Below are 13326 nucleotides of genomic sequence, written 5' to 3' on the forward strand. Positions count from 1 at the left end.
GATTCATTGCTATAAGGGTCTATAAGGTTATTTGTTTTTATTATTATTAATTTTTTCCGTATATAGCACCTGTTCCTTATAGTGTTTTTTAATTGGGAAAGTATGTGTACCAGAGCCGTTTTTGAAATTTTTATTGATAGGATTCTTTAGAGGGATTGTTGTAGTTTCTGTAAATTCATATGGGTAGTTGATTTTAGATTTATCTTCAAACATGAAAAAGCCTCCTTTTAGGATTTCCTGAATTCTTTACTATAACATGATATGCATATAGATTTTTTTTGGACTAGTTATTTATATAGGTTAATGGAATTTAATTACGTAACTACTGAAGTGTTCTAAAGGAAAACAATTCGAGAAAGATATTGTATGAATAGCTGCTCACTATTGTTGTTGTTTAAATTATCATGGTGTATGTGAAATTCTGAAGAGACTTAGTATATATGTCTATCAAACAAGCACTATGTGATGAACTCTTTTATGTTAGGTGAAGTGAATTTTGCATATATATTCGTTATAAATTGTTTTTATAATATGATTCATATAGGTTTTTCCTGATAATATAATGCGGAATATTATAGTATTATTATGTTATTAGGAACATTTAATGCTGTTTCATAACTGAAAGGGAATTGAAAAAAAACTGAAACTTTTCTCATGAAAATTCAATTTAACTTGAAAAATGAAAGGAAAATGAAATTTTCCAAAAGATATTCTTTGTTAAGATAAAAAGCATACATAAATAAAGTGTTGACATATCTTAAAAATGTATTTTCAAGATATAGTGGGGGAAAAGATGAGAATAGAAAAACAATTAATAAAAAAGATGTATTATGAAACATTTCTAATGGAGAATGTAACAAAATCACCTCTTGACGTACTTGGAGAAGCTTATGTAAACGAAGAAAAAAATGAGGTTTCTGATGGATCTTATATTCGTTTTGCGCAAGGTGAATTTTATTATCGCCATCAAGATTTTGAAGCAGCTATTTTTAAATGGGAGAAGGTTAGTAATGAATTAGCACCGTGGGCACAAAAAAATATAGCGGATGCGTATTTCGAACTGAATCAATTATCAATTGCTGAAAATGTATACACTTCCATTACTACTGATAATAAAATATTGATGACTGAAATTAGACTACAATTACTTTCTCTTTACATAGAGCAAAATAATTTTGATTCAGCTTTCGCTGTTATTAAAGAAGCAGTTTCTTTAAATCCAGACTATCCGAATGTTACAAAAATTGCCCGCTCCTTTTATGAGGAACAACAAGATTTTGATAGTGCAGTAGAGCTTGCTGTGAATGAGTTAATTCGAACAGAATCTTATCCGTGGTTTGAGGTGTTAAAAGGATATATCGATAAAGGATTTACTAAACATATTTCACCAGATTATTTTTATGATGCATTAGTTACATTAAATAAGGTAGATCAAGTACAATTTACGCAAATGGTTTCATCACTTTGGAACAGTTATAAAAATGAACAAAATTACTTATTGTGGCTTAACACAATAAATGAATTTTTCTTACATATTGAAATAGAGTCTTCCGATATATGGGACAAAATTTCTTCTCTTTACGAAGAAACATACTTTGCATTAATTCAAGGGAAATATACGCTTAGACAATTACACGATATCATTCCCAATCTTTTAACAAATTGGTTGAAAGTAGTTAATCCATCGTATGCTGTATTTCCATCAGCAGCTGTATTGGCATGGGATGAAATTTTTCCTACCCAAATAGATTCATCAAATATAAAACATGCGGAAAACCTACTGTCATATTCTATGAATCATGTGAATGCTTTAGAGTACAGTCTACATCTTTTTGAATCTATTACACAGTGGGCACAAAAGCACAATATAGAAATAGGTCACCGATTTAGATGGTTAGTTGACGAACTTGCGGATTTAAGAACAAATCGTATTTTAGTAACGGGAACTTCAGGGAACGGAAAAACTACATTTATTAACTCTATATTAGGAGAAAATATAGTAGAAAAATCAATTTCAAATGTAGTAGTTTTAAAAAATAATGCTCATACAGAAATTAACGCCATAACAGACGCTACAATTACAACAACGGAAGATATCTCTGATTACCATAATATGATGTCTCAGCACCATCAAACATATAGAGATAGAGCATGTGTCGAATTTAAATTACCATGCAGATTTTTAAGTGAAAATAAACTTACATTTGTAGTTACACCCGGTTTTAATAGGAATAACGACACTAGGGATGAGGTATTTGAATATCTAAATTCCGTAGATGAATTATTGTTTGTATTGAATGCAGATTCACCTTTTACTGATAAAGAGCGTGATATTCTATTAAACATTCAAGAGCATACACCAAATTTACAAGTGCATTTCTTATTAAATAAAATTGATAACATTTATAGTGAAGCAGAAGTAAAAAGAGTACTACATGATACGGCAACGAGAATAAACACATATTTCCCGCATGCGAGGATTTTCCCTTACTCTTCGTTATATACAAGTAATCAACAATTGAATGAATTAACAGAGTTTATTCATTTTAACTTTAATCATAAAAATATCGATGCAGAACGTACTGAAAAGCTATTATTTTTCATTCGAAAAACAATTACATATCTTTTGGATAAACGAGTTGAGAAAGAAAATAATCTAGTGGATGCTATTAATTGGAATGAAGATATGCTAGTGAAACTAAACGGTAGCATGAATAACCTTACTGCATTTGAGAGGGAAAAAATTCATTTCATTACACAGTCATATCGTACAATGAAAATAGAAATTACGAACGAACTTACTGAAAATATACCGAAGATATTACAGAGTTGTTCTGATTTAATGAGTGAAGACAGTGATTTCGGTCACATGGATACAGAACTAAATAAAGCAATGAACGAAAGAGTGCATAAATATTTAGAACAAACTGTATTACCTAATCTTGCTCTTTCTATGCAAAATTGGATTGCCACTTCTCATAATGAGCTCCTTCAAAGTCAATCGTACTTAGAAGAACTTAGTGAAGGACTTAATTCTTTATTTGGAGAAAATCGAATACAGTTAGAATGTGACTTTAAAGTGCTTGATGACTGGCGCAGAGATACTGACAGAATGACGACTAGAATACAAATGGATGAAGTAAATATTTTACGTCGATTTACGCCAGCACAATTTTTATTGAAAAGTGCCGGTAAATTATTTGGAGTTCTTCCGAAAAACAAAACTATGCTATATAACAAATACAAACAGTATGTAGAAAATGAAGATTATACCGAGGTAACGGATTCTATTATGAAGAAATTTTTCTTGCAATTTGAGCTATTCGAAAACACACAAGAGCGAGATATTCATATATTCTTTAGGAATCCATTTAACTCCTTGAAACAAGCTGTAGAGAATATACAATTAGAAATACAAGAAAAACAAGAGATGTTACATAAAATGAAATCAAACCCTGAAGTTTATCATGATTCCATCATGCTCTTTGAATTGAGATTACGTCAATGTGAAGTGATTTTACATATAGGTGATGATCATGCTTATACAGATGTAAGTTTAGAGACAAGCGTAGAATAAAAATGAAATATATGAAACTGCATCATGTATTATAGGAGAATAAAAGGGAGCAACTGTAACGAGTTGCTCCCTTTTCATATTAAGATTATTTTTCAGTCTCTTTAATTTTAGTTTGTACTTCACCAGTTTTAATTTTATTACTTTCTGAGAAACGTAATAAATCGCCTTCAATAATTTTGTCAGACATTCGTAATTCATTTTGTGCACGGTTAATGAGTGTTTGTGCTTCTTCTTTTTGCAAGTCTACAATTTCACCTGTTATGCGGTCATAGAAAGTATTGTTTTTGTATGCATACTTGTCTGTAATGAAGCTACCATCACGTAAAACAACAAAACCGGCATATTCATCCGAAAACATATCATGGCCAAAACGAATATCGTTTGTAGTATCAATTCCTAATAAATTGAGAATAGTAGGTTTCATATCGATTTGTCCCGTAGGCTTTGAAATCGTTCGACCTTCTGTTTGTCCAGGGATATGAATATATAAAGGTGTGCGTTGTAAATTTAAAGTGTCAAATTCTGTTATTTGATCTTTTTCTAAAAACTGTGCCATCGCGCGATTATGTTTTTCAGAAATGCCATAATGATCACCATATAAAACAATAATAGAATCATCATACATTCCCTCAGCTTTTAAACGCTCAATAAATTTTTTTATTGATTCGTCTAAGTAACGTGCTGTTACGATATAACGATCAAATACGCCATTACCAGAGTTATATGGTTCAATGAATTGTGTATCTTCATCATACGTAAATGGATAATGGTTCGTTAAAGTAAGAAAACGAGCGTAAAATGGTTGATCAACAGTTTTTAATATATCTACTGATTGATCAAAGTATTCGATATCTTTTAAGCCCCAATTTAAATTTGTTTCGGGCGTAATTTTGTAATCAAGTTCATTATAGTAACGATCATAACCGAGAGCAGAGTACATGATGTTACGATTCCAAAATGTGGCGTTATTCGCATGGAATACAGAAGTGAAATAACCTTGCTGACGTAGAATTTCTGGAGTCGCAGTATAGTCGTTGTTACCGTGTGTGAAGAATACAGCTCCTCGATTTAATGGATACAATGACGTATCGATTAGAAATTCAGAATCGGATGTTTTTCCTTGCCCAGTTTGGTGGAAAAAGTTATCAAAGTAATAGCTTTCATTTATGAATTCATTCAAAAATGGTGTAACTTCTTGTCCGTTAACTGTTGCTCCTATTAAAAAGGTTTGCAGGGATTCAAGAGTGACAACAATTACGTTTTTTCCTTTCGCTACACCAAACATATTAGGGTTCGGCTCACTTTGGTTTGCCTTCACGTAGTTTTCAGTTTCTTGTAATTTGCTACTATCAGCAAGTGCCTTTTGTGATCCTGCTTTTACTTGCAGTGTTAAATCATAAACTTGATGCGTGTATAGTCCTAAATTTTTAACAAGCATAACTCGGTCAAATGATCTTGTTAATAGTTCAGGTCGCTCTTTTTCTGCAAGATGTAGATTAGCAAAAAATACACCAATCGTTAAAAGAAAATATAACAAGCGTGCCGGATGAGTTACACGTCCTGTTTGGAAGACTATTGATTTTTTCTTCAATAAAATAAAGAAGAAAATAATGTCTACGAATGCGAGTATAATTTTGTAGTTCAATATTTCTATAATACTGCCGCCTAATTGTCCGAAGTTTGATGTTTGTCCAAGTACTGGTAACGTAACGAAATCGCTATAAAAATCATAGAACATTACATTTCCAACGAGTACGATTGTTAATACGAAGTTGATACATAGCGCGATATAATTTCTTTTTTCACCGGTTGCAAATAATGCTAATCCGACAAAAGCTAATGATGTAGCGAGTGGACTAATAAACAAAATAAGCTCTTGTGTAGAAGATTCAATTTTTAAATCAAAACTGAACCTTGTAATAAGATATGTTTTTAACCATACTGCTAAAGCAATTATTAAAACAAAGCTTATATTTTGCATTTGTAAATTGATTTTATTTTTCATTTTTACTCCTTTTTTTGCAATTTATTTAACTTGTGTTATATATTATGTTTTTATAACTATTAGAGTATACTGAACCATTTAGTTAATGGTTTCTAAAGGTAATAATATAAAGTATTCACATACGTACAATGAGGAATTTTAAAGCGTAAATCTATTTTTTAGAACAGAGCAGAAAAAGTCATAGTTGTAGTAAAAAATACTTATAGACATCCTAACATATTAAACACTATGATGATGTTACAAAATATCGAACAAATGAAAATGGAAATGAATAGAGGATTTTAAAACTGTTGACATTCAATTTGTGAGAATTGAATGTCAATGGCTATGTTAAATATGTATCTCATAAAACCCTGATTTTTTGTGGGGAAATAGTAAGCTATTACTATGGAAGTTAAAATATTTAATTGCAATCTGAATGAAGGCAATTAAATGTGAGATAAATATTTTCCAACATATAACCCACTTGCAGCAGCTTGAGATAATGAATGAGTGACGCCTGAACAATCCCCAACTAAAAATAGGCCATGTATACTCGTTTCAAAATGATTATTGAGTTTTATCGTAGGAGCATAAAACTTTCCGTCAATTCCATATAATAAAGTATCTGTATCGATCGGTTCTTGGATGAATTGTTCTAATCGTAATAAAAATTCTTTAAGTCCTTCAATATATAATGGAGGAATTTCTGTATTCAAATCTCCATAATCTCCTTGTAGCGTAGGTTGTATACGGTTATATTTCATGTCGTTCGCTATTGTAGGCTGTTTATTTAGTAAGTCCTCTAAGCGCTGTATAACAATCCGATCTCGTCCTTGGTTAATGTTTTTAATAATTGAACTTGCATATACATTTGCTTCTTTGAGAGTTGGAAAATAGCGCGGGATAAATAAAGTGAAATTTAAGTTAGGTGTACCAGTTCCTTTCTCTCGAAAATTTTGACCGTCAGGCATAACTAAACCTTCTTCGTACTTTCTAATAATGCGTCCTTTTGGATTCATACAGTATGTAGTCGCTGTGAAATCTTCATGCTCATAAGAAAGTTTAGTCTCAAATGTATCTTTTAATATAGAACGTAATTGGTGTTCTTTCATCTCTACCCTGATACCTAAATCTACACGAGTTTGTTCCTGAGAAATATGTAGAGAAGTGCACATCTCCTTTAACCAATCTGCTCCGGAACGCCCAGTTGCAAATACTAGTTGCCTAGATTGAAATGTTCCTTCATTTGTATCTATAGTAAAATGATCTTTCTGTTTCATAATATGTTGTACATCTATATGAAATTGTATATTTATTTTCGTAAGTAAAAATTCGTAGAGTTGCTGAAAAATTTCATTTGAAAGGGTAGTACCAAGATGCCGTACTTCTGTTGTTAGCATTTGTAAACCACACGATGCAGCTCTCTTATTGAGATTTGGATTTTCTGTAGAATATTTTGAAACTGAATTTCCTCCGAACTGACATAGAATTTCATCTACTTCAGCCATAAGTTGTATAAAGCCCTCTTTACCAACTTTTTGCTCAAGTTCTCCACCAAATCCGTTTGTATAATTAAATTTCCCTTCAGATTTTCCTAAACCAGCAAATCCGAAATATTTATCACATGTAGTACAATTACACGCTTTTCCTTCGTCTAAAGGACAATGGCGAGCTCCTAGCGCTTTACCTTTATCAAGAATTAAAACTTTTTTGTTACTTTTAACTAGTGAATAAGCCAGAAAAATGCTACTTACTCCAGCGCCGATAATTGTAACATCATACATATTCTTTCACCTGCTAACGAATAGTTTGTTTTTTATTTTTCTAGTGTATAACAATTTTATGAAGGTAAGAAATAAATTTTATTAATAAAGGGGAGTTTTTGAACTTGACGCTTTTTTAATTTCTTAGAGTGATGAAGTAAATACAAGTGTCTTTATTTACAAGAAGAATTAGTTTTCAAAGACCACTATATCACATGATAAATAAATTCTTACATACAAAAAAACAGACCTTTTAAGTGAAGAGGTCTGTTAATGATTTTAAATGTTATTTAGCGAAGACGTGGTTACCAATTACTGCTACTGTTTGACGTGTCGTAATCCACTTGTCTGTTGATGTTTTCGGGTTATAGAAATAAAGCCAATCAGAATGTATTCCATTTGTGGAGATAGCCTCTTCTACAGCCATTTTTGCTTCTGCGCTTGCAGGCTGATTAATTCTTCCATCTGTAACAGGAGTAAATGCATATCCGTATTTAATAGGCTCATAAATAACGCCTGTTATTGTATTTGGAAAACCTTTTGCGTTTACACGGTTTAGTATAACTTTCGCTACTGCTACTTTACCTTTATACGATTCGCCACCTGCTTCAGCGGTAACTAAGCGTGCCATTAAGTCTTTTTCTTTTTCTGAAATACTTGAGTTGATTTTTAAATGTTGTCCTGTATAAAGCTTGTTTTCGATTGTGTTGTTCATTTGTTTTATAGATTGAACGGTAACATTGTAACGCTTTGCTATCATTTCTAATGAATCTCCCGGTTGTACCTGATAAATAATTTGTCCAGAAATGTTCGCAGGCTTGGCGTTTTGGCGAACAGTGATTTCATTTGAGTTGACGGAACCCGGGATATGTAACTGTTCGCCAATGAAAGTTTGATCGTTTCCTTTATTATTAGCCTGTTTAATGGATTGTATTGAAACGCCGTATTGTTTACTAATGCCCCAAAGTGTATCATTCTTTTTTACTGTATGAATGGTAGAAGCTTCAGCTGTACTGTGACTACATACGAATGTAATTGCAGCTGCAGATAAAGGGATTATATGTTTTATTTTTAATAATTTCATTGTGAATCCTCCTAGGAAAAATAAGGTAAAACGGTTAAGTAATGTAGCTTAAAATGTTTATATATAATATTTCAATGTAAGTATATTAGCACATATAAAATAAATAATCATTATAAGTTTCTTATTTATTTAGTGTAGAGTCCGAATATGAAATATTGCATATGAAAATACATTGAAGTTCATATTGCTGATTACTATAATCTATTTAGTAGAAAGGGAATATGTTATATAAATAAAATCATTATAGATTAATATAATAATTAATCATTATTAATGGGAGGATTGATGTAATGAAAATATTTCAAAAAATGTGTACGTCAACTGTAATTATTACAACACTTTTAGGAATAGGAGGCACTGTCACTAGTGTACATGCTGATTCTATAGAACAGCAGAGTAAATTAGGAATAGAACAAGAAACAGATAAGCAAATCATTGTAAAATTTAAAGCGGATTTGAAATTTCCATATGAAGATGGTATTGAAAAACAAATAAAATCTCAAACGAACGATAAAGTAATAGAAGATCTTTTGGCAGAATACCCAGATGTAACATTTACTCGTTTATTCACATCTGTAAGCCCGGAACAAATACAAAACCTTGAAGTGAGAGCACCTAATAATGTATCTACAAGTTTATTAAACTACTATATTCTTCAAGCTCAACATGGTGGGCAAGAGGAAGAACTAGTAGATAAGTTAAAGACATCTTCTTTAATAGAAGATGTGTATATAAAGAAACAAGAAAAAATAACACCACCGGAAGTACAGCCATTAAGTGTATCTTTTAATCCTAATAACAATCCTAGATATGAAAAACAAGGTTATCTTGAAGCAGCACCATCTGGTATTAATGCGCCTTTCGCCTGGGGAGTCCGAGGCGGTAATGGAAGTGATGTAACCTTTGTTGATATGGAATATGGATGGTTATTAAATCATGAGGATTTAGTACATCAAAATATTGAATTAATGTCTGGAAGAAATATAGATCAACATGTCGGTCATGGGACGTCTGTACTAGGAATTGTATCCTCTGAGGACAATGAAGTTGGGAATATTGGGATTGCGCCAAAAGCGAAAGCAAAGGTGATTTCTCAAATAAGAGATAACGGACAGTATAATACAGCTGATGCAATATTAAGTGCTATAAATCAGTTAGAAGCTGGGGATGTTTTATTATTAGAGGCACAAGCTTCCTTTGATGGGTATGGTGATAAATATTTACCTGTTGAGGTACAACCAGATATCTTTGATGCAATTCGTGCTGGTACAGATAAAGGTGTTGTCATTATAGAAGCTGGAGCGAATGGTTGGAATGATTTAGATCAATTTAAAGATAGAAATGGTAAACAAATTTTAAATCGTAATAGTAAAGATTTTAAAGATTCAGGTGCAATTATGGTAGGAGCGGGCTCTTCATCTTTCCCTCATGAACGTATGTGGTTTTCGAATTATGGAAGCCGTATTGATGTGTATGGTTGGGGAGAAAACGTAGATACAACTACAGCCGAGCAAAGTCGAAGTGCTGTAAATCTTTATACATCTAGCTTTAGTGGCACGTCGAGTGCGTCACCTATTATTGCCGGAGCAGCGACTTTAGTACAAAGCATTGCTAAAGAAAACTTAGGACAACCATATAGACCGAGTGAACTAAGAGCAATATTAAGCAACCAGAATACAGGAACAAAATCTAAAGATCCATATTCAGATAGAATTGGTGTTTTACCAGATTTGAAGTCTATACTAGTAAACTTAGGGTATGGACAAAGAAAACCAAACGGTGGAAATGAGTTACAAGTAACAGAAAATGAACCAAATAATGAACGTATACAGGCAAATAAAGTTAACTTTCATACACCGATGAAAGGGACACTACACAATAGTGATAGAGTAGATGTATTTACTTTCCAAATTGACTCGCCAGAAAATATTACTATTTCTCTATTAAATGAACAAAACATTGGGATGACATGGGTGCTTCATCATGAATCAGATTTAAATAACTATGTAGCATATGGTGAAAACGAAGGAAATGTAGTTAAAGGTACTTATAATGCAAAGCCAGGTAAATATTATTTATACGTCTATAAGTATGAGAATAAAGATGGTTCATATGTATTGAATATAAAGTAAACGAAAGGAACTTCAGGTGAAGTTCCTTTAAATTTTTCTAATTTAGGATATGTGAATGATTTTTTAACTTTACTTCTATGTAATATTTCATATTTATGAAATGTTATTTATTTTTTACTCACCAGATTATATTATATTCAATAAGTTTGATATAAAACAGAAAAAGGAGGAATAATAATGAGCAGTAAGAAATTTATTTTGAAATTATTCATATGTAGTACGATATTTATCACATTTGTATTTGCTTTACATGATAAGCAAGTAGTTGCAGCAAGCTCTGTTAATGAGTTTGAAAATTGGTCAAAGTGGATGCAACCTATACCTGATAATATCCCATTAGCACGAATTTCAATTCCAGGAACACATGATAGCGGGACGTTCAAATTACAAAATCCAATAAAGCAAGTATGGGGAATGACGCAAGAATATGATTTTCGTTACCAAATGGATCATGGAGCTCGTATTTTTGATATAAGAGGACGTTTAACAGATGATAATACGATAGTCCTTCATCATGGGCCATTATATCTTTATGTAACACTGCATGAATTCATAAACGAAGCGAAACAATTTTTAAAAGATAACCCAAGTGAAACGATTATTATGTCTTTAAAAAAAGAGTATGAGGATATGAAAGGAGCAGAAAGTTCCTTTAGTAATACGTTTGAAAAAAGTTATTTTGTGGATCCTATCTTTTTAAAAACAGAAGGAAATATAAAATTGGGAGATGCTCGTGGGAAAATTGTACTACTAAAAAGATATGGTGGTAGTAATGAATCTGGAGGATATAATAATTTCTATTGGCCAGATAATGTGACGTTTACCACAACTGTAAATCAAAATGTACATGTAACAGTACAAGATAAATATAAAGTGAGTTATGATGAGAAAGTAAAATCTATTAAAGATACGATAAATGAAACGATGAACGATAGTGAGGATTTAAATCATCTATATATTAATTTTACAAGCTTGTCTTCTGGTGGTACAGCATGGAATAGTCCATATTACTATGCCTCTTATATAAATCCTGAAATTGCAAACTATATAAAACAAAATAACCCTACAAGAGTAGGATGGATTATTCAAGACTATATAAATGAAAAGTGGTCACCACTGCTGTATCAAGAAGTTATAAGAGCGAATAAGTCACTTATAAAAGAATAAAGATGATGAGAGTAAGAAGCGATAAAATACGTCGCTTCTTTTTATTTTCCAATAACCAACATTAGAAATTGTACTTTTATAATAGAAAAAAATAAAAACATAAGATATAATCATACATATAAAATTTGTACCAATAAATTATAAATGTATCATTGAATTTAATTTGTTGTAATGAAATGGAGGTATATACTATGAAGTTTCCACATGATTTTTTATTCGGAGCTGCTTCAGCTTCTTATCAAGTAGAAGGTGCATGGAATGAAGATGGAAAAGGTGTTACGAATTGGGACGAGTTTTCAAAAATTCCTGGCAAAACATACAATGGAACAAATGGTGATGTAGCTGTTGATCATTATCATCGATATAAGGAAGATGTTCGCTTAATGGCTGAGATGGGATTAGAATCGTATCGTTTTTCTATTTCTTGGGCAAGAATATTGCCGACTGGAGATGGAGAGGTAAATGAAAAAGGGATTGAATTTTATAACAACTTAATTGATGAATGTTTAAAATACGGGATTGTACCGTTTGTCACTTTATATCATTGGGATTTACCATTATCGTTAGAAAAAGATGGTGGATGGACGAATAAAAGAACAGCGGAGGCTTTCGTAAAATATGCAGAAACTTGTTTTAAGGCATTTGGTGACAGAGTTAAGCATTGGATTACTTTTAATGAGACAGTAATGTTTTGTGGATTAGGTTATTTAAAAGGTGCACATCCACCAGGAATACAAAATGATGTTCCAAAGTACTTTCAAGCGACTCATTATGTATTTTATGCACATGCGAAAACAGTTGCGGTATACAAGCAGCTGAAACAATATGGTGAGATTGGGATTACACATGTTTTCTTACCTGCTTATAGTGTGGATAACCAAAAAGAAAATATACAAGCAGCAAATCATGCGAATGAATATGAAACGTATTGGTATTATGATCCAGTTTTAAAAGGTGAGTATCCGTCTTATGTTGTACAACAATTAAAGGAAAAAGGGTGGACTCCTAATTGGACGGTTGAAGAATTAGAAATTATTAAACAAAATGCAGAAGAAAATGATTTTATTGGTTTGAATTATTATCAACCAATACGAGTAGAAAGATACGATATGGATATAAAGAGTGAGGAACATTCTCGAGAAAACTCAACGCTTGCTCCAGGTAATCCTTCTTTTGATGGTTTTTATCGAACAGTTAAAATGGATGATAAAACATATACAAAATGGGGATGGGAAATATCTCCCGAAGGTTTCTTAGAGGGATTGCATATGTTGAAAGCGCGTTACGGTGACATAAAGATGTATGTAACGGAAAATGGACTTGGTGATGAAGATCCAATCATTGACGGAGAAATTGTAGATGTTCCGAGAATTAAATTTATTGAAGCGCATTTAAAAGTAATGAAGCGTGCAATTGAAGAGGGAATTAATTTAAAAGGTTATTATGCATGGTCAGTGATTGATCTTTTAAGTTGGTTAAATGGATATAAAAAGCAATATGGCTTTATTTTTATCGATCATAATGATAACTTAAAACGTAAGAAGAAACTTTCGTTTCATTGGTATAAACATGTGATCGAAACGAGAGGGGAAGAGTTATAACAGATAAAAGAGTAT

The 13326-nt window shown here is 31.8% G+C and carries 8 protein-coding genes; 4 read left to right on the forward strand and 4 right to left on the reverse strand.

Going from position 1 to position 13326, the window contains the following annotated elements:
* Positions 1 to 27: 27 nt before the first annotated feature.
* Positions 28 to 213 (reverse strand): hypothetical protein, encoded by a 186-nt coding sequence (locus ACTFRS_RS16685; protein ID WP_000461128.1) that lies wholly within the window; start codon positions 211 to 213, stop codon positions 28 to 30.
* 550 nt (positions 214 to 763) lie between these two features.
* Between ACTFRS_RS16685 and ACTFRS_RS16690 the strand changes: the two genes are divergently transcribed.
* Entirely contained in the window at positions 764 to 3577 is a 2814-nt protein-coding gene (locus ACTFRS_RS16690) for a dynamin family protein (protein ID WP_139867020.1), read from the forward strand.
* Between the two features lie 85 nt (positions 3578 to 3662).
* Here the strand turns inward: ACTFRS_RS16690 and ACTFRS_RS16695 are convergent, their stop codons facing one another.
* The 3 genes from ACTFRS_RS16695 to ACTFRS_RS16705 all read right to left on the reverse strand — a co-directional run bounded on the left by ACTFRS_RS16695 (position 3663) and on the right by ACTFRS_RS16705 (position 8411).
* Positions 3663 to 5582, reverse strand: a complete 1920-nt coding sequence (locus ACTFRS_RS16695) for an LTA synthase family protein (protein WP_318160377.1) — start codon at positions 5580 to 5582, stop codon at positions 3663 to 3665.
* Positions 5583 to 6010: 428 nt separating this feature from the next.
* Positions 6011 to 7348, reverse strand: a complete 1338-nt coding sequence (locus ACTFRS_RS16700; protein ID WP_318160379.1) for an NAD(P)/FAD-dependent oxidoreductase — start codon at positions 7346 to 7348, stop codon at positions 6011 to 6013.
* Between the two features lie 265 nt (positions 7349 to 7613).
* Positions 7614 to 8411 carry a cell wall hydrolase gene (locus ACTFRS_RS16705; RefSeq protein ID WP_139867026.1) on the reverse strand — a complete coding sequence of 266 codons (798 nt, stop codon included), beginning with the start codon at positions 8409 to 8411 and terminating at the stop codon, positions 7614 to 7616.
* A gap of 290 nt (positions 8412 to 8701) precedes the next feature.
* Here ACTFRS_RS16705 and ACTFRS_RS16710 point away from each other — a divergent pair, with 290 nt between their 5' ends.
* The 3 genes from ACTFRS_RS16710 (at position 8702) to ACTFRS_RS16720 (ending at position 13311) form a co-directional block, all read left to right on the forward strand.
* Positions 8702 to 10543 carry a S8 family peptidase gene (locus ACTFRS_RS16710; protein WP_139867028.1) on the forward strand — a complete coding sequence of 614 codons (1842 nt, stop codon included), beginning with the start codon at positions 8702 to 8704 and terminating at the stop codon, positions 10541 to 10543.
* A 177-nt stretch (positions 10544 to 10720) separates the two neighbouring features.
* Positions 10721 to 11710 carry a phosphatidylinositol diacylglycerol-lyase gene (gene plcA / locus ACTFRS_RS16715; protein WP_139867030.1) on the forward strand — a complete coding sequence of 330 codons (990 nt, stop codon included), beginning with the start codon at positions 10721 to 10723 and terminating at the stop codon, positions 11708 to 11710.
* A gap of 191 nt (positions 11711 to 11901) precedes the next feature.
* Complete coding sequence (locus tag ACTFRS_RS16720) at positions 11902 to 13311, forward strand: glycoside hydrolase family 1 protein (RefSeq protein WP_139867032.1); 1410 nt, start codon at positions 11902 to 11904, stop codon at positions 13309 to 13311.
* Positions 13312 to 13326: the final 15 nt, after the last annotated feature.

It is taken from the genome of Bacillus cereus group sp. MYBK139-1 (genome assembly GCF_051916915.1).
GTDB lineage: Bacteria > Bacillota > Bacilli > Bacillales > Bacillaceae_G > Bacillus_A > Bacillus_A pacificus.

Excerpts from the sequence above, each read along its gene's own strand:
- ACTFRS_RS16685 (WP_000461128.1), bottom strand. The coding sequence starts at position 213 with ATGTTTGAAGATAAATCTAAAATCAACTACCCATATGAATTTACAGAA.
- ACTFRS_RS16690 (WP_139867020.1), top strand. The coding sequence starts at position 764 with ATGTATTTTCAAGATATAGTGGGGGAAAAGATGAGAATAGAAAAACAA.
- ACTFRS_RS16695 (WP_318160377.1), bottom strand. The coding sequence starts at position 5,582 with ATGAAAAATAAAATCAATTTACAAATGCAAAATATAAGCTTTGTTTTA.
- ACTFRS_RS16700 (WP_318160379.1), bottom strand. The coding sequence starts at position 7,348 with ATGTATGATGTTACAATTATCGGCGCTGGAGTAAGTAGCATTTTTCTG.
- ACTFRS_RS16705 (WP_139867026.1), bottom strand. The coding sequence starts at position 8,411 with ATGAAATTATTAAAAATAAAACATATAATCCCTTTATCTGCAGCTGCA.
- ACTFRS_RS16710 (WP_139867028.1), top strand. The coding sequence starts at position 8,702 with ATGAAAATATTTCAAAAAATGTGTACGTCAACTGTAATTATTACAACA.
- plcA (WP_139867030.1), top strand. The coding sequence starts at position 10,721 with ATGAGCAGTAAGAAATTTATTTTGAAATTATTCATATGTAGTACGATA.
- ACTFRS_RS16720 (WP_139867032.1), top strand. The coding sequence starts at position 11,902 with ATGAAGTTTCCACATGATTTTTTATTCGGAGCTGCTTCAGCTTCTTAT.